We start from the raw sequence: 23,428 nt of genomic DNA on the forward strand, positions 1-23,428 counted from the left end.
TGGACAATCTTTGTAGTATAAATTTTAAAATCAGGAAAAAATGGAATCAAGAAAATTAGGGACCAATGGATTAGAAGTATCCGCATTAGGTTTCGGTGCTATGGGGTTAAGTTTTCCGAATGCTCCTACAAAAGAGGAGAATATACAGTTATTACGCTGGGCAGTCGAACTGGGTATTACTTTTTTTGACACAGCGCAAGGTTATGGAGAAAATGAGCTCCTTGTTGGCGAGGCGCTGGAGCCATTAAGGGATAAGGTAATCATTGCCACCAAATTTGGTCTTAAAAACGGAGATGTCAGGCAGGGATTAGATAGCCGCCCTGAAAATATAAGAGCCGTTGCTGAGGCATCTTTAAAAAGGCTAAGAACGGATGTGATCGATTTATTTTATCAGCACAGGTTCGACCCCAATATTCCCATTGAAGATGTTGCAGGCGCTGTAAAAGATTTAATTCAACAGGGTAAAGTAAAATACTTCGGCTTATCTGAGGCAAATGCCGAAACCATCCGCAAGGCTCATACCGTTCTGCCTGTAACTGCGCTGCAAAGCGAGTACTCTATGTTTTATCGTGAACCTGAACATGAAATTATTCCGGTACTGGAAGAGTTGGGAATCGGTTTCGTACCATTCAGCCCATTAGGTAAAGGTTTTTTGACCGGGACTGTCGGTGCTGATGTTGAGCTGGACAAAACAGATGTCAGAAGCATGTCGCCGCGCTTCAGTAAAGAAAACCGGGAGGTCAATCAGGTATTGGTTGATCTGGTCATTTCTATCGGAAAAGAAAAAAATGCCAGCCCTGCACAAATTGCTTTAGCCTGGCTTCTGACACAAAAGCCCTGGATCGTTCCAATTCCGGGAACCTCAAAACTACAGCGCTTGCAAGAAAATATTGGTGCTACCATTGTTTCGTTAACTATTGACGAGCTCAATAGCATAAACGCTGCATTAGCTGCAATAAATGTCGTAGGCGAGCGCTATCCTGCCCATATACAAGCAGCTACAGGAAGGAAATAAAATAAAGATCCGAGACTTCAGTATTCCGCCTTTTCAACCGACTTTAACCGCCCTATTTTAAATTACACAAAATGTACAATTTTTAGTATATTTTGATGTATTAAAAGTTGGTCTATATGAAGGTAAAGATACTCAAGTTAGACGAGGATATTTTGGTAGATGCGGATATACTAGATCCAAAAGCGACAGGACATATACTACCTTCATCGACCGACGGATGTATTCTTTTTTAAAATTATCTCCCCCCAAGAATTCGGTATGATCCCTTTCTTTTGCTCTTCCTTGGTTTGCATACAACGTTCAGGGCTTTGCAAACATCCATTACGGTATCCTTTACGAACTTTGATCTATCAACAAGGAATAGTTTAATCATGAAAAAAGTAAATTTAGGAAGTCACGGGTTGGCGGTGCCCACTATAGGTTTGGGTTGTATGGGTATGACCGGCTTTGAAGAAGGAAATATGTATGGCGAAGCGGATGAACAAGAAGCCATCGCCACCATTCATCGCTCGCTGGAATTAGGTGGCAATTTTTTAGATACGGCAGACTTATATGGCCCATTTAAAAATGAGCAGTTGATTGCTAAGGCTATAGCTGGCAAAAGGAATCAATACATCATCGCGACAAAATTTGGCTGGGAAATCGATGATAACAACAAGGTGACCTGGGCTATTAATGGTAAAAAAGAATATGTAAAGAAGGCGGTGGAACGTTCGCTGAAGAACCTTAACACAGACTATATTGATCTGTACTACATGCACCGCCTGGACAAGACGACACCCATCGAAGAAACCGTTGAGGCCATGGGCGAGCTGGTAAAGGAAGGGAAAGTTGGCTACCTTGGACTATCCGAGGTATCTTCAGAAACCATCAGAAAAGCGCACGGCGTCCACCCGATTACGGCTGTACAAAGTGAATATTCACTATTCGAGCGTACAGCAGAAGAACGGGGCATACTGGCAACCTTGCAAGAACTCGGAATAGGCTTCGTTGCTTATTCGCCATTAGGCCGGGGCTTTCTGTCCGGACAAATCCGAACGATAGACGATTTACCGGAGAATGATTTTCGCCGGGCCATCCCCCGCTTTCAGGAAGCTTATTTTTATAAAAACATAGAATTGGTTAAGGCGATCGAGACCATGGCCGACGAAAAAGAGGTGACTTCATCACAATTGGCGCTGGCTTGGATTATTAACAAAGGCATCTTGCCTATTCCAGGCACCAAGCGAAGAAAATATCTAGAGGAGAATCTAGCAGCTTCCGGAGTTGAATTAACCGAAGCAGATCTTTCAAAACTCGAAAGCATTGTGCCCTTAGGAACTGATACCGGTAACCCTTACGACGAATTTAGCATGGGGCTTATCGATTAACATGCGTGTACGGTTGCATGAAAAAATGCAACCGCTACGCTATCCATTAAAATGTTTACATTAGTAGTATGAACGCTATCCGATCCGTATCAGAATTTCACCGCCTGCTCTCCTTACCCGAGCCACGCCACCCTTTGGTAAGTGTGATCAACCTTGCGGAGAGTATTTTTTTGGAAGATGATGTGTGGAAAGGATTTGTGAATAGCTTTTATTGTGTGGCCCTGAAGAGAGAGGCCAAAGGTAAAATACGATATGGCCAGCAACATTACGATTATGATAAGGGAGTGCTGAGTTTTACAGCTCCAAATCAGGTTCAATATCTTGATCTGAATAGTGTTGAGTGCGGATCAGGCTATTTACTTATTTTCCATCCTGACTTTTTACTCGCCCATCCCCTAGCAGCTAGCATTAACCGTTACACGTTCTTCTCTTACGCGGTTAGCGAAGCCCTTCATCTTTCTGCCGAAGAGGAAGATGATCTCCTTGCTATTTTGAATAAGATCGATAAAGAATGCTTGCATATTGATAAATATACGCAGGAAATTATTTTGGCACAGATCGAATTGTTGCTCCATTATTCCAATCGATTTTATGAGCGGCAATTTATCACCCGGAAAAACCACAACCATCAATTGCTCACCAAATTTGAACGCCTCGTAGACGAATATTTCCAAAGCGTTGAGACCTCGCAACCGCAACTCTTGACGGTACAACGCATAGCTGAAAAGATGAGCTTGTCTCCAAATTACCTAAGCGATCTACTCCGCATGCATACCGGGCAAAGTACGCAGCAGCATATCCACCAGCGGCTGATCGAAAAAGCGAAAGAAAAACTTTCTACTACAAATTTGTCGGTGAGTGAAATTGCGTATGGGCTTGGCTTTGAACATGCCCAGTCGTTCAGCACGCTATTTAAGAAGAAAACAAGTTTGTCGCCCCTCGAATTCCGCCAAGCATTTACTGCCTAATCGAGATATTCCTCCATGCGATCGATAGCAAGGCCTATTTGAAGCGCGCTACACTTCGAAATTTGCTATCCATCCGAATAGTCCGACTTATATCGATGGGAACATAACCATCTTATTTTAAGCGTTTATCCTGAATATGTTGGAGAATAAACTTCACCCGTTCCGTGGTATTGGATTTTGGAACCATGATGATGTTGTAGCCGAATTCAAGATACGTTGCTTTCATCATTTCGAACGTATGCTCAGCTTCATCCCAGTTTTGCTTTCGTTCAGCATCCGTCTCATAAATCTCTTTTCAAGGGGGAAGCATAAAAACATCGGTATCGTAAACATACTTTTTCGTCAGTTCGATTACTTCTTCTGAAATCGGCATTTGCTCCATTCTCATGTAGCAAATAGCATCTAACAATCCGCGATCAAAGAAAGTAGGATTTGATTCTCGACTAGCCACCACCGCCAGAAAACTTTCTATAGATGCTTGAAGCATAAGCGCCGCATACCGTTGTTTACTTTTCCAAGGTAACCCCTCGCCTTTTGCTTGCATTTCATTTTTTATGATTCGTCTTGCATCTTCGTCAACGATTCGAAATCCGCAATCATGCAGACTTTTGATTAGCGTTGTTTTGCCAACGCCGGGGCCGCCAGTTATTACATGGAAATGTTCTTTTATTGTTTTTATGCTCATGGATGTTTAAAACTTGTGTTGCTGAAGGATATTTAGCTGTGCTGATCGAAACGCTGATCCCTATCCGGAGCATTTGGGGCAATAGTAAAGGATGCTGATCATTCTTGACAGGATCAGAAAGCTTCGTTCGTTGAAGATCTTTCCCTTCCCACAAAATAGCGGCAAGCCCCGCGTCTGACGCAATCAGTCTTATTGTACCCAACGGCGAGGTCATATATTTATACGCTAACTTCCGGGTTTCCATATCAGCTTGGTCATAAATTTAGTGCCCCCGTTTCGCCAATATTAAGATATCCTCCACCTCTAGAATTTGCGTTGGATAACCGCTCGCAACAGCGTGGATCATCGCCTTCCCAACATCCGAAAGTTTAAGCGTTTTGGCAGATAAAAAAGGCGCCAGCAGCGGCCCCATGATCTTGTATAACGTCTTCACGTTTTTCTGGCCTTTGAAACCTTTCATAATCGCCGGACGGAAGTTATACTGCCCTTTAAACGGTAACTTCATCAATGTATTTTCAGTGCGCCCCTTCACTCTAGCCCACATCACGCTGCCTTTCTCCGTGCTGTCTGTACGGTTTCCAGACACATAGATAAAGGTGAGTCCAGGATTGATTTTAGCAAGGGAAGCAGCAAATGGCACAACAAAATCAAACGTCTTTCTGGTAAAACTTTCCTCATTCTCGCCCAGCGAACTAACGCCAGCACAAAAAAAGCAACCGTCATATCGACTCAAGACATCCGAATGATCATTAATTTCAGAAAAGTCTTTCACGATGAGTTCCCTAAGTTTAGCATGCTGCATTCCGTAGCTTCTTCGACCAATGATCAATACTTCAGATACCGCGGTATTGTCTAAACACTCAAATAAAACACCTTCGCCGACCATTCCCGTGGCGCCTGTTATGATTACCTTCATATTTCAATAGATGAATAAGAACCTGTTTAAGTTATACATGCTGATATTTTTTTACAGTCTATCATGAGAACGAACCGGGGAAAATTTTGCAGAGACAGCAGATCGCTCCCTCGAAGAATTTAACCGAGCTGCAGCCAAAAGAAAGTCTCAAAAAAACGAGTAGATAAATTTTAAACCGTCTCTCAATCAAATCTCGAAAATAAAAATGGTTTAGCCTTCGTTACAGAGGCAATATTTTTTATTTGACGATTACCTACTACATCTTATTTGGGCGTGTCCCTTTGCATGGTTTCCACACGCAAAGCCAACACGCGCCATGCAAGCGGGTCGGGCTATCCGCTATATCTTTTGTTCCGCCAAAGCGGCACAAAAGGATGCCGCTTCTATCCCTCACGCAAAGCTTATCCAACCGAGCGGGTGTTTAAGTCCGCTGCTTCCAATGCAAAAAACCAAATAAAAGCAAAACAACCAGTTCGATCAGTAGCCACCACAACTGTTTTATAAAAAATCCGTCGAGAACAAAGCCCGTTAACCTGGCTATGATAATCCCCAATGTCAACGTAGCAAGCAATGCTGTTGCAATAAGCCGCCATGATGTCCAGTCTGTTTGATATAAAACAAATATTCCCAAACCCATCAAAAGGCCCCATTTCACTCTTTTTTCGATGATCTCATAAGGGGTAATGGAGGCAGGAAACTTATCCAGCAACTCCGGTTTTAATGTGAAGATGATTCCAAGAAGAAGAAACAGAAACCCTGCTATTTTTAAGATTATATGCATGACAATAGATTTAAAAGCATTTACTATGAGCAAGCTGTTGTTGCTATGTTATTTCGTAAAGTGATCAACCACTTACATCAAGCCCTACTTTTTACCAAAATTTCCACCATTTTTTTTCAGGCTTCGCGTCTATCGTTTGGCCGTTGCTTTTTGCGTAATAAACACAAATTTGATCCGTTAAAAAGTCATAAACGTCATCCTCCAAATAAGGGCGTTTAGCATGCATCAATTTCATCGTCGAGCTGAGGATGATATCTATTTAAATTTTAAACAATAGCCTGTAATCAAGTATAGTTAATTAAACTCATTTTCATCATAATATCCGTTTGTTCATCCTTCCCAAGTTTGAAAATGTGTTTGTCAAATTCCACGAATCCGTTTTTCTTGTAAAAACTAATCGCTCTTGGGTTTCCCTCCCAAACGCCTAACCATACGTAAGTGGCATGTTGTTGTTTAGCGATGTCGATGGCCTTCTTATAAAGCATTTGTCCAACTTTCTTACCATGAAATTCGTTCAGCACATAAATTCGCTCAATTTCAAGTGCGTCGTTGTCTTGTATCTCTGTTTGTGACTGGCCAACGTTCAGTTTAAGGTAGCCGATGACTTTTTCGCCAAGTTTTGCGAAATAAAATGCAGAGCTTTCGTTATTGAGTTCAGCAGAAACTTTGTCAATTGAAAAGCCATTATCTAAGTATTCTCGCATATTCTCCTCGGTATTGCTGTCAGAGAATGTCTGATAGAACGTTTCCTTGGCGATAGTTTGTAATTGCAGAATTTCGCTTTCTACAACCTTCGTTATTTCAATATTTTCCATTCGTAAAAGGATTTATTGTATCCTAGAATTTTTATTGTTTATAGCCACTTTGAATACGTATTATGGAATGCTGACATGGCTGACATCATGTGGCAGCCATCAGCAATCCACTGCGGAATCAGTATATTTCTGCAGCATCTTATACGCTCTACGCTTAATCTGTTCCTTCAATCCTTTTGGAACTAGCACTTCTATGCATTCACCGAAGCCAAGTATTTCCCGTTCTAGTTCAAAGTTCAACACAACATCCAAACGTATCAAAATACTCCCGTCCTCGGCGGTTTTTAAAAGCTGCTGTGAGGCGTGTATAGGCTTGGTTAACACATAGGGTGCATTGTGCTTATCAACCTGTAAAATAACCCGCTGTCCCCGATCCTTCTCCGATTTGGTAACGCCGATGGTATCTGCATAGTAACGGTCGAAATCGACGCCGTTGTAATCGACAAAACCAAACTTACTCATTTCAGCGATATCTTCCATACGATCAAGAGCTAGTGTAGCCAACATCTTCCCTTTCTTGGGTTTACAGATCAAGAACCACCTATTCCTGTATTCTTTTAATAAGTACGGGAAGTACACGCCATCTTGAGCTGACTTGGACTTGAAAGATCGATACGTGATCAATAGCGGCGTCTTTTCGCGTATCGCCTTATGCAAAGTCGTTATCCAGTTCAGCCCCTTTAGCAGCTTATTACTTTCCATTTGTATGCAGGAAACTGTCTTATCCTCGCTTTTGGATAGATTATTTTCTAGCCTAGCGATCATATCGCTCATTTCATCGAAATAAGAAAATCCATTCAAATGCTTTAAAATATCCACCGCTTCTTTCATCTTGGACATATCGCTATCCGATAGCGGCGAATTACTGATGGAATACCCAGGATCTTCATACGTGTAAAATTTTCGCTTCAACACGGTGATGGGCGCATTGTATCCTAACTTATTACTACGCATGATTTGGATATCGCCCTGTATGGTTCGTTTCGAAACCCCATTATGGATACCCTCCAATTCATACAAACCGTCAGCAACCTTTCCGATAAGATCATCCAACGTCCATTTTCGGTGTGTTTGCCGAAGACAGTCGTCAATGATTTTGTACCGAATTAGCGCAAGTTTATTGATAGACATACCTTATTCTATTAAAAGTTGCACGCTAAAGGTAATCACTTTACGGCAAACTACGCAAAGCATCTGCGTACTAATATTTAAATCCACTGATCTGTGCAAGATAATTAAATTTAAAAATCTTTATATCAGATGATTACAAGTAATCATCCAAAATACATTCGATTACGCAAAACAGCTGCGCAGTAGAGATAGCACCTTTGTATTGTCGGGTATGGGAATGCCCCACACCGTAAAGATGCCACTGGTTTTTTAAAGCAACCACGAGGTGTGGCGTTCGAATGCGTGATTTTAGATGACAACAGTGAAGATGCGCAAGGGACAACTTACACATATAAGAACGCAACTTTACAATACATAAAACAATGGAAAATAAAAGAATCAACGGCAACGATTTGATGGCCTTGGGATATAAAGAGAATCATGCCATGGGTGTGGCACTCAAGATCAATAAAAAAAGACTGGGATTTAGCCGGGACGAGATGTTAGCCAACTTCAAAAATGTGCTCGAAAATCCTGAAAGCTATGTCGCCGACAAGATATTCAGGCCATTGGCAGAGGTACTTTTGAACATAGACAGCATGGCTCGGGAAACGATTGCTTTGAAAGAATCTCCGGTTTCTTACACCGTTTACGGCGAAGCGCAGATTGAAGAAGGTGCAAAAAAACAGATGGATATCGCCATGACGCTTCCCATAACGGTAGCCGGCGCCTTGATGCCCGATGCGCACCAAGGTTACGGTTTGCCCATTGGCGGTGTACTAGCCACACAGAACGCCATTATACCATATGGTGTGGGTGTCGATATCGGCTGTCGGATGGCACTGTCCGTGTTCGACTTACCGGCCAGCTATTTGGAGGCCAACCACGATAAGTTGAAAGAGATCTTAATGAGCAACACGCGCTTCGGGGCCGGGAAAGGTTATCTAAAACAGGAGCGTATGGATCATGCAGTTTTAGATAATCCGCTATTCAAAACCCATGCCTTAATTCGTTCATTAAAAGATAAAGCCTGGACGCAGTTAGGTTCGTCGGGCGGTGGAAATCACTTCGTGGAGTTTGGCATAATGGAATTTACCGAGAAAGATGAATCCTTAGGCGTTGAGCGTGGCAGATATTTAGCGTTGCTATCACATTCTGGTTCTCGTGGCCTGGGGGCTACCATCGCCGACCATTATACCAAGCTAGCCAAAGCGATCTGCCGCCTCCCCTATCAGGCACAAAATCTGGCTTACTTGGATCTGCATACGGAAGAAGGCCAAGAATATTGGTTGGCGATGAATTTGGCAGGCGATTATGCTTCTGCATGCCATGAGGTGATTCATGAGAAAATAAAGCGAGGCCTGGGTGCTGGGTTATTGGCGAAAATAGAGAACCACCACAACTTTGCCTGGAAAGAGCAGTTTGAAGGCGAGGAGGTTATTGTTCACCGCAAGGGAGCGACGCCCGCTGGTAAAGATACGATGGGAATTATTCCAGGATCAATGGCCACACCGGGGTTTTTAGTTCGCGGAAAAGGAGAAGAGCTTGCGATAAACTCCGCCTCGCATGGCGCTGGCCGCTTGATGAGCCGCACGCAGGCCATCAAGACACTGGCTGATTCCGATTTAAAACAGATGCTTCGTGACCACGGCATTACCTTGCTTGGTGCGGGAATGGATGAGGCGCCGATGGCGTATAAGGATATACATACGGTTATGGCAGCGCAGGTTGATTTAGTGGACGTCGTGGCCACATTCTCCCCAAAAATCGTCCGCATGGCCGATGATGGGTCCAGGGAAGATTGATTCAAGTACTATACAAAATCATTACTCAACAATGAACCATAATAAGCCGCAATGACCGTTGCGGCTTTTCTATGCCGCAAGTTTAACAAAAATGGGGATACGTGGATAATGTATCTTTTTATCTATGCAATAAAGTTGGATCACGCACCATTTTATCCCGCTGATAATCAACAAATACATTATTAAACACAAAAATAAACTAGTTTTTATTTGTCATAAACCATATTTTTTCTACCTTTGCATCACTTTAAACAACGGAAGATTATTCTTCCAGATTTAACCGATTCTGTAGCTCAGCTGGTAGAGCAATACACTTTTAATGTATGGGTCCTGGGTTCGAATCCCAGCGGGATCACAAAAAAAGCTCAATCGAAAGATTGGGCTTTTTTTGTGCGCTGGGATGAGAACCCAAGGGTTCGAACTCCCTCGTTCCGGACTTGTGTGCGGGGATGCGCGACGGAACATATCCCAGCGGGATCACAAAAAAAGCTCAATCGAAAGATTGGGCTTTTTTTGTGCGCTGGGATGAGAACCCAAGGGTTCGAACTCCCTCGTTCCGGACTTGTGTACGGGGATGCGCGACGGAACATATCCCAGCGGGATCAATTTGAAGATTCTTATAGAAAAGAAGACCTAAGCTAGCGCAAGCTCTTTTTCCGAATCCTACTCAATGTTTCCCTTGATATTCCCAAATAGGAAGCGATCTGGTGCAGCGGAAAGCGTTGAATCATGTCCGGATGACGGTCGACGAAACTTTCGTAACGTTCCAGCGCACTGAGGCTTATCGAATCGTCAACCCGGCTTTGCAAAGCAATATGATTGTTTTCACTCATTTTCCAAAATGTTGCTTTCACGCTCGGAATCGCTAAGAAAGAATCAAGGTTATGTCTAGGAAAAACCAACAATTCTGTGTTCTCCCAAGCTTCGATATAATATTTTGACGGGGTTTGGTTGATAAAACTTTGCCGGTCAACGATCCACCAGTTTTCTGTAGCCAGTTGAAGAATGTATTCAATGCCATGACTATCTATACTAAACTGCCGGATAGCTCCCTTTAATATAAAGCCTGTATAGAGACAAACATTGCCCTCTTCCAGAAAATATTGTTTCTTTCTTAGTTTTTTAGGCACGAGCAGCGACTCGATCTGTTCTTTTTCTTCCGATGAAAGACTTGAATCGCTATAACGTTCGATATAATCAAAAAGTGGTTTGTACATCTGTTTTTTGAAAGCTGTTAAGGCACGCAATCTATCAAATTTAAAATTTTTTCACTATTGAAGCTGAATATTTCTACGAGTAGATAGAGACTGCTCGAAGCGCCCCGCAATGATGAACAGCTAAGCAGCCTATCGTTACCGGAAGGAAGGAATAGTGTCTACCATGAAAACCTGGCGATCTTGCACTACGTAAGTGGCCCGTATAAAAACAAACAATGGAGCATGAGATAAACGAGTAAGGCGATAAATGCAAATTAATTTCTACAATTGACATTTATCACTGTTTTTTTGTGTCAAATATCAACGTCCAAGTAAAACCATTCCACGTAATTTTGTTTTACACATTAAGCAATCATCAAGCTGATGTACATAAACAAAATAATATTAATTTAAAAACATTTATTATGCACACAAAGGCATTCACCCCAGAAAACGCAGCCATGCTGCTTATTGATCATCAAGTAGGAACAATGGCTTGGACACATTCGCATGACATCAATTTAGTGAAGCAAAACACTATTAAACTGGCGAAAATTGCAAAAGCGCTCAATTTACCCGTGATTCTAACATCAAGCATGGAAGATCATGCGCAAGGACCGCTCATTGACGAGTTAAAGGAAATTTTACCCGAGGCTTATGAAGCACGTGTTAAAAGACCAGGAATCGTAAACGCGATGCATCACCAAGGTTTCAATAATGCTGTAAAAGCCGTAGGTAGGAAAAAGCTATTTGTGGCTGGGATTACAACGGAGATCTGTGTTACGTTTCCCGTCTTACAAATGTTAGATGAAGGCTATGACGTTCAAGTTTCTGCCGATGCATCGGCGTCTTACACCCAGTACGGTGATAACTTGGCACTAGAAAGAATGAGACAAGCAGGAGCAGTGATCACAACGGTAGATCAGATTATCTCCGAGCTGGCAATCGACTGGACAAGTCCGAACGGACAAAAATTGATTGGAATTTTAAACTATCAATAAAATAAGGTTGGAACATTACCCTCTCATTGTTTAACAACGCGCATCTTTTGCTTTAATTAAAAAACAGGTTATGAAAATCATCAGAGCTTCAGAAAAGCACACCCATGGGAATCATCTTTTTCAGATAAGTATAGTATACCCGGGAACAAAATTGAATAATAAAGATACTGGCTTTTTGTCCATCGGGCGAATTGACCACGCATCATTCAAGCCTCCTGGGCTAGTTCCCATGCATCCTCATCGGGATGATGAAATACTCTCTTATATGCGTTCGGGTAAGATGGTTCATCGAGACAGCACAGGACAGGAAGAGCACCTTAACAATCGGTATATGATGCTCATGAATGCCGGCAGCGGCATTTCACACGAAGAACGTGCTGAAGAAGATGTAGAAATGCTACAGATCTTTATGCGACCCTCTGAACGATATTTGCCGCCAATGGTTCAGTTCCATCAATTTGCCAATGTTTATAGTGAAAACGCTTGGAGACTTATTGCAGGAAACCATCCCGATGCACCATTAACATTGCGGGTTGATACGAATATTTCTGATGTCAGATTACGTGAAAACACCTCCATTGAAATTCCGGATAACAAGGATGATAGTGTTTACTTTCTTTATTGTTTTAACGGAAATATTGAGATCGGAAATGAATTACTTACAAAAGGTGACAGCGTATTTCTGGAAGATAATGTATTTATCAAAGCAATATCCGACAGTGATCTGATCCTGTTCGAGATAAAAAAAGATGCACAGTACAGCGATGAAGGGATGTTTAGTGGAAACAAACTCGCTTTATAAGTTTTTTCCACCTGTTGAATCTTTAGCTATTTAAAACCACAAAGCATGTGCTGCTAAAACATGTAGAAGTTGGTCCCTACTAATTTTTTTGGACAAGCTCAAAACGCAGCGTGCACCACCATAAAAGCTCAATCGAAAGGTTGGGCTTTTATGGTGCGCTGGGATGAGACCCCAAGGGTTCGAACTCCCTCGTTCGGGACTTGTGTGCGGAGATGCGCGACGGAACATATCCCAGCGGGATCACAAAAAGCAATACCTTCGCGCAGCCTTAGCCCCTATACGTGAAGAATAAATTGATCGGGCTCTATACAGTTTTATTAAAATCCTAGTGGCTGCTCTCCCTCGCTACGAACTGCATACATATAGGAATGAACAAAATCTCATTTTCTGTTCATAGGCTCCTGTAGGCAACTTGACTAGGGCAGCGAGAGGCTGCCCTTCGCAAATCTGCTTCACGCTGAGAGCACTACGTTTGGTATCAACGAAACAGTTGATGTTCCAATAAATAAACCTCATCATGCATAAATACAAAAATATTGCGTATGTTCACTGGTAAATTTTCAGCGCATATGCATATGGAAAACATAAACCTTTCCTCCGCTAATGCAAGGGGAAACAGCTAACAGGAGAACGTGAGGACTACAGCCGTTACCTCAAAAAACTGCATACAGCATGTCAGCGACTTGAAAGATCTATTAGGAACAGGGAAATTATGCGATCAGTATTAAAATTTTTGGGCTGGACAGCAGGAGTCGTCCTCTTCATCATCGCCTTAACGTACGTCTTCAAGGTTGATTATATTTTAAAGGCCGTGCGCGTCACCTACTTCAATGGGCATACGACGGCATACTTATCAGATTATGTGTACTTCGATAACCATACCGTCGAAACTTCTGCTCCCCAGCCATGGGCAGAGAAAACGCAGAAAATACAGCTTCCAGATAGCGTAATCCAATTTCATAAACGGGAAAAGTCCGTCGCTTACGTCATCATACACCGAGACAGTATTGTTTTGGAGCATTATTTTGACGGATATGGCCGTGACTCCAAATCGAATTCATTCTCTATGGCAAAAAGTGTGGTCTCAGCTATACTGGGAAAGGTCATAGCGGACGGAAAAATTAAAAGTCTGGATCAAAAGATCATCGACTTTGTTCCTGAACTGGCCGGAAAGTACGCTGCAACCGTTACGTTCCGCGATTTGGTAAGTATGAGCTCCGGCATGAAATGGAAAGAAAGCTACTACAGTCCGTTTTCCATCGTTACCCAACTCTATTTTGACAAAAATCTAATAGCTGTGCTGCCTGAATTGCCAATCGATAATAAGCCAGGCCAGCGATTCAGCTACCAAAGTGGCGACACCCAATTATTGGGCATCGCTATACAGCGTGCAACTGGCCTATCGCTCAGCCAGCTTCTCTCCGAATATTTCTGGAAGCCCATGGGTGCCGAACAAAAGGCATTGTGGCAAGTGGACAGCGAAAAACATGGTATTGAAAAAGCGTACTGTTGCCTCGCAAGCAATGCGCTCGACTTTGCTCGATTCGGCAAACTATATCTTCAAAAGGGAAACTGGAAGGGCACACAGCTGCTACCTAGCGCATATGTGGAGGAATCGCTAGAACCTAGGTTTGAAAACGGCGAAAACTACGGCTACAGCTGGTGGCTGGGCAATTTCAATGGAAAGCCCTACTTCTATATGGATGGGCACTTGGGGCAGTTTGTCATTGTGGTCCCGGAAGACGAGCTGATTGTCGTACGGCTAGGTCACCAGTTTGATAAAAAACCAAAAAATCAACCTGGATCACCTTTTTATAAATTTATCGACCATGCCTATCAATTGTTGGGCAGCACAGTGCGCTAAGTCGTCGAACGCTCGTCTGCGAAAAAGTATGCTTATTTTTAAAGTAAAAGGCAAACATAGCCGTCTACCGTACCAATAAGACATTTGTATCGCATGAAATTAAGTAAGATGTTTGGACAGTTTCCGGATCAGAAACGAAAAGCCTATTTCAAAACACTCAAAAATTATAAAGACGGACAGTTCCAAAATCAAATACCCACACCGGCCCTATTGGAAGGCGAAAGTATGGGGAAGCTCCTTTTGGAATTTTTCGGGAAACACTTGGATACCACACCGCGCTCCCCGCTCCCCCATGTGAAAACAGATCTTTTCCGTTTACCACGAGACAAAGATACCTTGGTGTGGTTTGGCCACAGCTCCTATTTCATGCAACTTTCGGGCAAAACGTTCCTCGTCGATCCGGTTTTCAGCGGAAATGCTTCGCCCGTTTTCGGCTCGGTAAAGGCATTTGCTGGAGCCGACGAATTCAAAGCGGGCGACATGCCTGAAATCGATGTGCTGCTGATCAGTCACGATCATTGGGATCATCTGGATTATGGAACGATTCGTTTACTAAAAGAAAAGGTCAAACTAGTCGTCTGTGGCTTGGGCGTGGCACAGCATTTTATCTATTGGGGCTGGCCGGCAGAGAAGATCGTTGAAAAAAATTGGTATGAAGAAGTGGATGTAGCACCCGGCATCAACATTACCCTTACGCCTGCCCGACATTTTTCGGGTCGGTTTCTTACCAGAAATATTTCCTTATGGACATCGTTCGTCTTGCAAACGCCGGATAAAAAGTTGTTTCTGGGCGGCGACAGTGGCTACGGGCCGCATTTCAAAGCAATAGGCGAAAAATTTGGGCCTTTTGACCTCGCCATACTGGAGTGCGGGCAATACAATGAGCGCTGGCCCTACATACATTCTCTGCCTCCGGAAATAATTCAAGAGGTAAAAGATTTGGATGCGAAAACGTTTATGCCAGTACACCATTCCAAATTTAAACTGGCGCAGCACCCTTGGTACGAACCCTTAGAGCAGGTAAGCACCTTAGCAGAAGCGGAATCGATCGCTATCGCGACACCGAAAATTGGTGAACAAGTAGATCTGTCGGATATCAAAACGCAATGGGACAAATGGTGGACACCGCATTAGAGATTACTTACAACGTGAAAAATCCGGGCTGTTGCACGATGCGCAACAACACGGATTTTTAAATTTACGCCATCGCTAAACGCTTATGGCAAGAAAAGCCTTTTACTTAGCATAGGTAGCTTTAACGAATGGCGCAGCCAATAAGTAGTCGATACTTTGCTTCAGCCCTGTTTCCAAATCGCCTGTAACTTCTTCGACTTCAACAAAGATGTGTCTTACACCAGCTACATCCGTGTTATTGAAAATCGCATCAAAGCCCACCATACCGCTTTGACCTATTTCCCGGTGGTCTTTAATGTGTAGAGCAGTAAAGCGTCCTGGATATTTTTTAAAGTAGTCTACCGGGCTTGCTTTGCCAATCACTGTCCAATACACATCCATTTCGAAAAACACATTTTCCGGATCGGTATTTTCAAGCATATAGTCAAGCATTACGGCTTTATCTTCCACTTTCTGAAATTCGTGAGCATGATTGTGGTATCCATATTGGATGCCGTGCTTGCGGCAAAGCTTGCCTATTTCATTCAAATACCGACATTCCGTAGCAAGATCAGCCATGGTTTTGGGAACGTCCAACCAAGGTGTCACGATATATTTCATCCCCGCAGCCTTGTGTGCTAAAATAGTAGTCTCCCACCAGGCCAAAGACTCGGAAAAATTTCCAGAGGCAAGCTCTTCTTTAGACAAAGGCTTCGCGGCATGCGAAGAGAGAACTTTCATACCCGCCTTTTCTACGTTCTTCTTGAAAACTTCGGGGGTAGTATTGTAAAATTTACCTTCGCGGTATCCTGCCGCTTCGATAGCCGTATACCCCATCTTAGCCAATTTCTCTAATACGGCCGAATAATTTGCGTTGTAGGCGTTTGGATCGGTATGACTCCCCATCATGCTGCGCACGGAATACAATTGTAATCCAATGTCTTTTTTTGCCTTTGCTGCTTGCGCAAAGCTGTCCTGCGCCATCAACCCCATGCCCACGAACAAAAGAGACGCTGCTAAAAATTTGATTTTCATATGTATTTGTTTTGTGTTTTTTTATTGTTTACTCTTTTACCGACGGAATTACTGTGGCACTTTTTCCATCAGCACATCATTTCCATTCACGTCATAATAGGTACATGTTAGCGCTTGTAAATCCATTATCCATTTATATACGCCGCTGTTCGCACAATCGGCACAAAACGTAGCATAATCGGTATCACCACGCTGATGTGCCTTCAGTGCGCTATGGAAAGCATTCGCCGTATAGCTATCCGATAAGGCGAGCCCCGCATACGTGGCTGGATCCAATTGGGTATAGTTTCCTGCGCCAACGTATATAGAATGTCCATCCACAACGAACGTTTCATAGGATAACACGCCTAAAGAAATCAAATCCTGCACATAGGTAGGGAAATCAGCTCCCGACTTAACTTTTGCATGGGCGGCCTTTATATCGCTTAATGTAAACATATCCCTATTTGTTATTTGTTGTGTCAATATAGAAAAAAGAAATAGATTTTTTTTAAAAAAAATTTGGACTTAGTGTATAAAACACACTATATTTGTATCATCATAATTTAGGTTTATAATTGGTTAGCTAAAGGTTTTCATTCTCCCCGTTTGAAAACCTTTTTTTTTACCCTAAATATCGACCTTCATCAGCAACAATAATAAATATCACTGCTTTCAGGGAAACAACAAGCTATATAAAACTGTTAAATTTGTAAGCTACTTTTACTACAACATGATTTGACTATAAGATGAAACACGCATTTATCTACCTCTTTTTGATTCTTCATCCCTTTTTTGGAAAAGGCCAAGAGCAGCCTGCCGCGTATGTGCTTGCTGAAGAACAAAGTATTTGGTGGCTATCTGCAGGGGATACGGCCTATATTTACGCAGACAATGCCTACCTAAGAGATGAACCAAATCTAAAGGGAAGGATACTAGATTCCCTGCAATGCGGGACGATGATCACGATTTTAAGCCCAGCCTACGGCGGTAGCAAAGTCAGAGGTTTTTACGCCCCATGGCATGAAGTCGCCTACAAAAAAGACAATGTCGTTCAGAAGGGGTTCATATGGATTGGGTTACTGGCTTTGGGGAAAAAGATGGATGGACAAGGGAATGCTTACCTCTATGGTTTTGACAGCTTTATCCCAGCCGATGACAAAAAACCAGATCGATATATGTGCTCTGTTAAACTGCTCGACGAAAAAAACACGCTTCTGGGCAAGCACCAAATTGAAATGCCGTATACAGAGCAAAGTTTTATGGAGGCCAAACTTCTTCCACACATGGGCCTGAAGGGGCTAAAACATATTTTCCGTATTGCTTTCTCTGGAGAGGCTTGTGGTATTCCGACGAATTATTACTACGCCGGATGGAATGGGGCTCAATTTTTTGATTTGCCATCGCGGTACGTAGTGAGTGATGCGGGCGTCTATTATTACCAAGAGTCTATGCTCTTTCCTGCAGAGCACAAAAAGGAAGCCAACGTTATTTACAAAGTAATAGAAGAGGGTGAAGCGCAAGAAAATACCGACGAATTCGCCGCGATAAACTACAGCATCCGTAAAAAGGAAGAAAAATTTCTATGGGACGGAAAAGGTTTTACTAAATTAGCAGATGTTAAATAGCGATCTTGCACGTCACTACGATCGTTATCTGGCACGTGCATGATCGTACGCTATACAAAAATCCATGAAAACATCAACCTTTGCATTATTGGGATTAGCTATGACCTGTCTGTTCATGGCCAACTGTCAATCCACGAAAAAAACAAAAGACAATAATATCGCCATTGCCGATAGCACGGGTGGCGGAGCAGATACCACGCTTGTCGCTCGTATACAAGCAGACCCACATTATCCATTGCATGATAGTATCTCGGTTTTGTTTATCGTTTCGAACCCAACCAACGACACGTTACGCTTTACGCAATACCATACACCCTTTGAGGGTTTTTTCAGTAATTTTTTAACGATTACGGATGCGAGCGGCCAAGAGGTGCCCTATATAGGTGCAATGACCCGCCGAATAATGCCCCCTCCAGCAGACACCTATCATACCCTAGCCCCCGGGACGGAAGACAGTGTCAGGTTTAACGTTACAAAAGGTTATCGCTTTGAAAAAGCCGGCACCTATACGCTGTTATACAATAGTGGAGCAATCAGCGGAATTTTGCAGACCAAATCGATTTCGATCGTGCTAGACTAAAAAACCGCTATCGCCAAGCAATAAAGGGGATAAGACGGTCATAAAGATTATTGTGCGGCTAGCCTGTGGCTAACTTCTACATGGACAATATCCTTTATCGAGCCGCTGTACTGTCGCTCATCGTAATAGGCAGTCGTATCTAACGTTCCCGTAATCGTAACAAGTGCATCGTCATGCTCTACTAAAAAATCATGGAGTTCATCCTCATCAACTTGTAGCGAAACAGGTTTAAAATCTGATGGATCATTAAACGGATAAATTGCCACATCATCGTATTCGTAGACCAAACGGCCCTGTAATTTCACTTCATTGCCATGCAGCGAGGGCATCTTTTGTTCGATATTACCAAACCAAGTGCTTTGCATTATTGAATCTGATCGATGGCTTTGTTGCCAGCTGGCAGCGGATAGCTGATAACGGGGTTCCTCACACCCGAAACAACCTGTAGCCAAAAAAAATATACACGTTCTAATCATAATCGGACAAAAGCATTATTTTATAGTTAGATAAATAGCCCCACCAGCTATAGGACATATAGTGATAACGAAAAAATATCAAAACACGTATATCGAACAACATACTTTCGCGCAAAATACATTCGAATAGCCTATAACGACTTGTGCAAGAGACGCTGAATAGCGCACCATTCCTGATATTCTGACTCGTTCCAAGTGGTGCGAAATTTATGAAGCAGTTCGTAGGATCTTTTCCGCAAACCATCTATATAATCTGCATGTGCCGGCTCCGTGGAACCATTTTCTGGATGAGACGCAGCAAACAAATGTAAAGGAGCTGCTTGTTTCGATACATGTAGCGTGGCCATAGTTTTTTGTATATTAACCTTTTCAAAGGTAATAAACGCGCAGAAAAGACGTGGTAAACAACAGATTAATTTACCGTTAACATTTCTTTACGCCTACCATCGTTTTGCTAATTTCTGCCGCGTATCGCTGCATAAAAGTAGTAAGAGGTGTACGCCATGCAGCCAGCAGATTGGAAAAAAATGATTTTTTGAAAAACGAATGGCTGATCTCAGACGTTTTTTCATAGTAATGCAACATTAATTTAACACAACACCTATGAAAACAACAGTTAAAATCCTAGGCTTACTATTCGTTTCATTGTTTATCTTCTGCGCGTGCAGCAAAGATGACGATCCTGCAGACAATGACTTATTTGTAGGCACGTACAATGGTACCATATCGTTCCGCAGCAGCAATGATGGAGAGGCTAATGTTACTTCCACGGAGGGATCCGTCCGAGTGGTCAAGGTTGGAAACAATTACAGCTTCAACTTTTCCAATGACATCCGTACATTGGGCGATATTGAAATGCAGAAAAACGATAACAACACGATTTTTTTTAATGATGAGGCTATCGGATCTATTACGGTTTCGGAGTCTACGTTGCGTATTTTATACAACAGGGACGGTCGAACCTGGACGGCGAATTGCAGTCGTTAAAAACAAACAAATAAAAAATAGGGCTTCCGCCCTATTTTTTTTATTGCCCTAACGAGACCGTTAATTTACTATTCAGTCGTTCTGCTTGCGCAACTAACTTCCCGTCTACCCACACGCATAGCATGCTTTGGTCGCCGACTTTTGTTTCGTCCCAATCTTTCTTCCATACGATATCAATATCGTGATCGTGATAGCGCAGACGACCCAGGTAAAAATAATCCCATTCCTCTTCCGGTAAAAGTGCCTCTATGATAAATTGGTTATCGTGCAGAGCCTTAAAGCCTAAAAGATCTTCGATGATGATGTCCGGATAAGTGGAGTGGAAGTAATCCTGCTCGCCCCCAAAAGTTTGACCATCACTTGGTATATACCATTCACCAATATTCGGCTCCGCTGGATTATGCAATTGGGTCAACTTCTCTATCTGGCGATACAATAAGGAGCGATCCGCGTCCGTGATTTCCTTTTTGTAGTTGCGCAAGTAATTCGCGTATGCCTTGTAAACTACAGAATTTTGAAAGGGCCATCCTCTGCCATTCCAAGCGTATGCCTGCTCGTTGTAATAGGGATGTTGCCGCTCGGCGGTAGTCATTCCCTGCTTGTTGTTAAAACCTTTATCGGACGCAAACATGCGCCAAGCTTGTTCATAGTGCCTCCCCTTGCCTGCCGGAATCATATTGAAATACCAAGGTGTATAACCTACAGATTCGCGTACACGCGCTTCAAAATCGCGCACACCATATGCATTGTCACCCGCACTATACGTATTGAAAAATTGGTCGTCACCATTCCAAAGTATATCCATTACCCTCCGTTGCAACGCCATAGCCCGCCGCGAGTATGCTTCGGATTTCGGAACCGCAAGCGCCGGTGCATATGTTTTTTCGTCCAATGTATAGAGATCGCTCAAAGCCTTGATATTTCCATAAGCATAACTGTTTACGGAAGGGCGAACAAGATAGAAATCAGGATACCCTTTTCGGTAGGCGCGAGGGTACTTAGCTGCTTGTACAGAGGCAGCGGCTTTAGCGGTTGTTTCCCAACCTAGATAATACGCTCGCCAGTTATCCGCCGTATACGTTGCGTAGGCGCCATCACTTTCAATGAGCCCCAGCACGGCGGAAAGACTAAACTCCATGCCATCATACAAGTCTAAAATTTTGTACAGTCCATCTGTCTTCGACCCTTTTTGCTGCACGGTAAATAAACTATCCCATACAGCTTGGTGCTGCTCCAGATGAGGAAGGATATCATGCAACCAAGCCGCATCGGGATGAACACGTTGAAACGCATCCACGCCATCAATCATCCAGCTGGAAAAATGATGGCTCTCCGGTCTACTCAAATAAGTTAAAAAATTGCCATTCTCCCTTTGATTTAACCGAGAGGCCGATCCTCGCATAAAATAATCGGCATATGATTTTAGAAACTTCGGATCGCGAAGCCAGCGAACATCGTAAAACTGATGCCCTGCCGGGCAGGTTATCGCTCCGCTCAAAGATGCCCAAGGCTTTACGCCAAAAAATTCGGTCACCACCCAATATTTTTGCTGATCTTCCGGATCGGCGTATTCCTTCAAATGTTTGCTAACCATCCACCAGCGGTAGTTGTAGACTTTGTTTACCGCATCATCTGAGCTGATAAATAGCGGGATATTTGCTTGCAAAAAAGCTTTATTGTTCCGCGCGTCAAACGATCCGTCAGATGCCGGACGCCCTGCATAGCTGTTAAATTCATCCACTTGGGTTGCCAACAGCGTATCGGATAAGGCCTGCAGCCGATCCCGTTCTTTGCTGAAAGCGAGTTCTCTGTTGCTGGAGCATGCTGTCGTTAGCCAGAGCGCCACGAACAGCATAACAACATAAGGCGTAGATGATGAACGGACGCATGAAGGTAAATACATGGATACGATGATGTTCATACGTGGTTTATAAAATTGTTGATTCTTAAAGATAGTGCATCACACCTAAAGAAGCAACAAATCGGATTAAACAGTTGCTAAAACCATTATCCAGCCCTAGCCAAGCAACACAGCTCCAAAGGCTCATTGCTGTCTTCTTCCCAACTTCTCCACCTTCAACAACCAGTCTTTCCGTTGTTTTTCCGTCGAACGCCGAATGATGCCTACATAAGAAACTTTTACGGGGCGCACGCCACAAAATTCGAGTGTCGCCTTCTTCAGCTGATTCACGCTAGGCCGACCAAATAAAATGTGATAAATAAAGCTGGGCTGATCCAACGTCGTGATAATTCGTGCCGTACGCCCTAATAGCAACTTGTCCCAAAAGATGGAGTCTTTCTTGTACACGTAGGCCATTCCCGGTAGGAACAATCGATCGATAAATCCTTTTAAAAGTGCAGGGAGTCCGCCCCACCACACGGGGTGTATCCATACGAGATGGTCCGCCCAAAGAATATCCTCCCAAGCTGATAATAAATCGGGTTCCAAATGCATTCGTTTGTGGTAACCTTCCGCTAAATTTGGATTGAAATCAAGTTCAGCGACAGTGAGCATACGCACCTGCGCGCCAGTAGCTATCGCTCCCGCGCGGTAGGCTTCTGCCAGTGCTGTGTTAAACGATCCCCGACGAGGGTGCCCATTAATGATAATAATTTTTTTTGAAGCTTGCATAGCTACAAAGCTATTGCTTTGCAAAGCCTGCAGATCGGACAAATGTCTAAAAAACAATTTCTCGCCGAACACGACTAAGATGCCTCGCACTAATGCCTAGATAAGAGGCGATATATTGCAAGGGAATATGCTGTATGTAATGAGGATGCTTATTAACTAGTTCTTGGTAACGCTCCTTCGCCGAAAGGCGCTGCAAACCAAATACCCGATTTTCCAACTCTAAAAACTGCTGCTCGGCTATATACCGAAGAAAACGAGTACCGGCTAAAGTCGTTGCTAACGACTGCGCTATGTCTTGCTTTTTGATCAGTAATACCTCGGCTGCTGTAATGGCCTGTATGGATTCTATACTGGGACCGCCCGTAATAAACGAGGAGTACGCACCGACAAAGTCTAGTGGAAAACGAAAACAGTAGGTCATATCGATACCATCTGCATGCGTGTAAAACGATCGGAAAACACCTTTCTCCACAAAAGCGACAGCGGTGCAACGTTGCGATTCGCGCACAAGAAATTCACCTTTGTTTACGTGTGTACGTTCGGTAAGCGAGACGATTTCTTCAAGCTGCGGTGTCGTAAAAAAATTAAGACCGCGCAAATATGCTAAGAACTGATCCATAATACGCTTCTTTCACTTATCGATTCTTAAACAAGAAAAGATAGCGGGATG

At 43.1% G+C, this 23,428-nt stretch carries 25 protein-coding genes and 1 tRNA gene; 12 read left to right on the forward strand and 14 right to left on the reverse strand.

The window, feature by feature from the left end:
• The first annotated feature begins 40 nt into the window (after positions 1–40).
• The 3 genes from B0I21_RS12945 (at position 41) to B0I21_RS12955 (ending at position 3,353) form a co-directional block, all read left to right on the forward strand.
• Positions 41–1,015, forward strand: coding sequence for an aldo/keto reductase (locus B0I21_RS12945; RefSeq protein WP_133640908.1), 975 nt, complete (start codon positions 41–43; stop codon positions 1,013–1,015).
• Positions 1,016–1,386: 371 nt separating this feature from the next.
• Complete coding sequence (locus B0I21_RS12950; protein ID WP_133640909.1) at positions 1,387–2,385, forward strand: aldo/keto reductase; 999 nt, start codon at positions 1,387–1,389, stop codon at positions 2,383–2,385.
• A gap of 68 nt (positions 2,386–2,453) precedes the next feature.
• Entirely contained in the window at positions 2,454–3,353 is a 900-nt protein-coding gene (locus B0I21_RS12955) for a helix-turn-helix domain-containing protein (protein ID WP_133640910.1), read from the forward strand.
• A 295-nt stretch (positions 3,354–3,648) separates the two neighbouring features.
• Here B0I21_RS12955 and B0I21_RS12960 read toward each other — a convergent pair whose 3' ends face one another.
• The 6 genes from B0I21_RS12960 to B0I21_RS12980 form a co-directional block, all read right to left on the reverse strand.
• Entirely contained in the window at positions 3,649–4,038 is a 390-nt protein-coding gene (locus tag B0I21_RS12960) for an AAA family ATPase (protein WP_208292339.1), read from the reverse strand.
• A complete protein-coding gene (locus tag B0I21_RS20585) occupies positions 3,950–4,282 on the reverse strand; it encodes a hypothetical protein (protein ID WP_394346360.1) in 333 nt (110 codons plus the stop codon). The genes B0I21_RS12960 and B0I21_RS20585 overlap by 89 nt, the downstream gene beginning before the upstream one ends.
• Before the next feature lie 18 nt (positions 4,283–4,300).
• Positions 4,301–4,954 carry an NAD-dependent epimerase/dehydratase family protein gene (locus B0I21_RS12965; protein WP_133640911.1) on the reverse strand — a complete coding sequence of 218 codons (654 nt, stop codon included), beginning with the start codon at positions 4,952–4,954 and terminating at the stop codon, positions 4,301–4,303.
• Between the two features lie 421 nt (positions 4,955–5,375).
• Positions 5,376–5,735 carry a DUF4345 family protein gene (locus tag B0I21_RS12970; protein WP_133640912.1) on the reverse strand — a complete coding sequence of 120 codons (360 nt, stop codon included), beginning with the start codon at positions 5,733–5,735 and terminating at the stop codon, positions 5,376–5,378.
• Positions 5,736–6,019: 284 nt separating this feature from the next.
• Positions 6,020–6,550 (reverse strand): GNAT family N-acetyltransferase, encoded by a 531-nt coding sequence (locus B0I21_RS12975; RefSeq protein ID WP_133640913.1) that lies wholly within the window; start codon positions 6,548–6,550, stop codon positions 6,020–6,022.
• A 99-nt stretch (positions 6,551–6,649) separates the two neighbouring features.
• Positions 6,650–7,681, reverse strand: coding sequence for a helix-turn-helix transcriptional regulator (locus B0I21_RS12980; protein WP_133640914.1), 1,032 nt, complete (start codon positions 7,679–7,681; stop codon positions 6,650–6,652).
• A gap of 362 nt (positions 7,682–8,043) precedes the next feature.
• Between B0I21_RS12980 and B0I21_RS12985 the strand changes: the two genes are divergently transcribed.
• Together B0I21_RS12985 and B0I21_RS12990 are read left to right on the forward strand one after the other, a co-directional pair.
• The gene (locus B0I21_RS12985) at positions 8,044–9,465 is read left to right on the forward strand and encodes an RtcB family protein (RefSeq protein WP_133640915.1); all 1,422 of its coding nucleotides are present in this window, start codon (positions 8,044–8,046) and stop codon (positions 9,463–9,465) included.
• A 282-nt stretch (positions 9,466–9,747) separates the two neighbouring features.
• Positions 9,748–9,820, forward strand: a tRNA-Lys gene (locus tag B0I21_RS12990).
• A 283-nt stretch (positions 9,821–10,103) separates the two neighbouring features.
• On the opposite strand, the gene B0I21_RS12995 is transcribed toward B0I21_RS12990, so the two are convergent.
• Positions 10,104–10,682, reverse strand: coding sequence for a Crp/Fnr family transcriptional regulator (locus B0I21_RS12995; protein WP_133640916.1), 579 nt, complete (start codon positions 10,680–10,682; stop codon positions 10,104–10,106).
• A gap of 404 nt (positions 10,683–11,086) precedes the next feature.
• Here B0I21_RS12995 and B0I21_RS13000 point away from each other — a divergent pair, with 404 nt between their 5' ends.
• The 4 genes from B0I21_RS13000 to B0I21_RS13015 all read left to right on the forward strand — a co-directional run bounded on the left by B0I21_RS13000 (position 11,087) and on the right by B0I21_RS13015 (position 15,462).
• Positions 11,087–11,662: an isochorismatase family protein gene (locus tag B0I21_RS13000; RefSeq protein ID WP_133640917.1), complete on the forward strand. Its 576-nt coding sequence runs from the start codon at positions 11,087–11,089 to the stop codon at positions 11,660–11,662.
• Positions 11,663–11,732: 70 nt separating this feature from the next.
• Positions 11,733–12,464, forward strand: coding sequence for a pirin family protein (locus B0I21_RS13005; RefSeq protein WP_133640918.1), 732 nt, complete (start codon positions 11,733–11,735; stop codon positions 12,462–12,464).
• Positions 12,465–13,176: 712 nt separating this feature from the next.
• The gene (locus B0I21_RS13010; protein WP_133640919.1) at positions 13,177–14,328 is read left to right on the forward strand and encodes a serine hydrolase domain-containing protein; all 1,152 of its coding nucleotides are present in this window, start codon (positions 13,177–13,179) and stop codon (positions 14,326–14,328) included.
• Positions 14,329–14,421: 93 nt separating this feature from the next.
• Positions 14,422–15,462: an MBL fold metallo-hydrolase gene (locus B0I21_RS13015; RefSeq protein WP_133640920.1), complete on the forward strand. Its 1,041-nt coding sequence runs from the start codon at positions 14,422–14,424 to the stop codon at positions 15,460–15,462.
• 102 nt (positions 15,463–15,564) lie between these two features.
• Here B0I21_RS13015 and B0I21_RS13020 read toward each other — a convergent pair whose 3' ends face one another.
• Positions 15,565–16,476 carry a sugar phosphate isomerase/epimerase family protein gene (locus tag B0I21_RS13020; protein ID WP_133640921.1) on the reverse strand — a complete coding sequence of 304 codons (912 nt, stop codon included), beginning with the start codon at positions 16,474–16,476 and terminating at the stop codon, positions 15,565–15,567.
• 48 nt (positions 16,477–16,524) lie between these two features.
• Positions 16,525–16,914, reverse strand: coding sequence for a DUF1398 domain-containing protein (locus tag B0I21_RS13025; protein WP_133640922.1), 390 nt, complete (start codon positions 16,912–16,914; stop codon positions 16,525–16,527).
• A 290-nt stretch (positions 16,915–17,204) separates the two neighbouring features.
• Between B0I21_RS13025 and B0I21_RS13030 the strand changes: the two genes are divergently transcribed.
• Both B0I21_RS13030 and B0I21_RS13035 read left to right on the forward strand, forming a co-directional pair.
• The gene (locus B0I21_RS13030) at positions 17,205–18,083 is read left to right on the forward strand and encodes a hypothetical protein (protein ID WP_133640923.1); all 879 of its coding nucleotides are present in this window, start codon (positions 17,205–17,207) and stop codon (positions 18,081–18,083) included.
• A gap of 64 nt (positions 18,084–18,147) precedes the next feature.
• The gene (locus B0I21_RS13035) at positions 18,148–18,663 is read left to right on the forward strand and encodes a hypothetical protein (protein WP_133640924.1); all 516 of its coding nucleotides are present in this window, start codon (positions 18,148–18,150) and stop codon (positions 18,661–18,663) included.
• Positions 18,664–18,710: 47 nt separating this feature from the next.
• On the opposite strand, the gene B0I21_RS13040 is transcribed toward B0I21_RS13035, so the two are convergent.
• Together B0I21_RS13040 and B0I21_RS13045 are read right to left on the reverse strand one after the other, a co-directional pair.
• Positions 18,711–19,028: a hypothetical protein gene (locus B0I21_RS13040; protein ID WP_133640925.1), complete on the reverse strand. Its 318-nt coding sequence runs from the start codon at positions 19,026–19,028 to the stop codon at positions 18,711–18,713.
• Between the two features lie 242 nt (positions 19,029–19,270).
• A complete protein-coding gene (locus B0I21_RS13045) occupies positions 19,271–19,486 on the reverse strand; it encodes a hypothetical protein (RefSeq protein WP_133640926.1) in 216 nt (71 codons plus the stop codon).
• Positions 19,487–19,742: 256 nt separating this feature from the next.
• Here B0I21_RS13045 and B0I21_RS13050 point away from each other — a divergent pair, with 256 nt between their 5' ends.
• Entirely contained in the window at positions 19,743–20,126 is a 384-nt protein-coding gene (locus B0I21_RS13050; protein WP_133640927.1) for a hypothetical protein, read from the forward strand.
• A 40-nt stretch (positions 20,127–20,166) separates the two neighbouring features.
• On the opposite strand, the gene B0I21_RS13055 is transcribed toward B0I21_RS13050, so the two are convergent.
• The 3 genes from B0I21_RS13055 to B0I21_RS13065 all read right to left on the reverse strand — a co-directional run bounded on the left by B0I21_RS13055 (position 20,167) and on the right by B0I21_RS13065 (position 23,377).
• Positions 20,167–22,047: an MGH1-like glycoside hydrolase domain-containing protein gene (locus B0I21_RS13055; protein WP_133640928.1), complete on the reverse strand. Its 1,881-nt coding sequence runs from the start codon at positions 22,045–22,047 to the stop codon at positions 20,167–20,169.
• Positions 22,048–22,170: 123 nt separating this feature from the next.
• The gene (locus B0I21_RS13060) at positions 22,171–22,758 is read right to left on the reverse strand and encodes an NAD(P)H-dependent oxidoreductase (RefSeq protein ID WP_133640929.1); all 588 of its coding nucleotides are present in this window, start codon (positions 22,756–22,758) and stop codon (positions 22,171–22,173) included.
• Between the two features lie 46 nt (positions 22,759–22,804).
• Complete coding sequence (locus B0I21_RS13065; RefSeq protein WP_133640930.1) at positions 22,805–23,377, reverse strand: Crp/Fnr family transcriptional regulator; 573 nt, start codon at positions 23,375–23,377, stop codon at positions 22,805–22,807.
• Between the last annotated feature and the right edge of the window lie 51 nt (positions 23,378–23,428).

This window comes from Sphingobacterium paludis, from assembly GCF_004364125.1.
GTDB classification, from domain to species: domain Bacteria; phylum Bacteroidota; class Bacteroidia; order Sphingobacteriales; family Sphingobacteriaceae; genus Sphingobacterium; species Sphingobacterium paludis.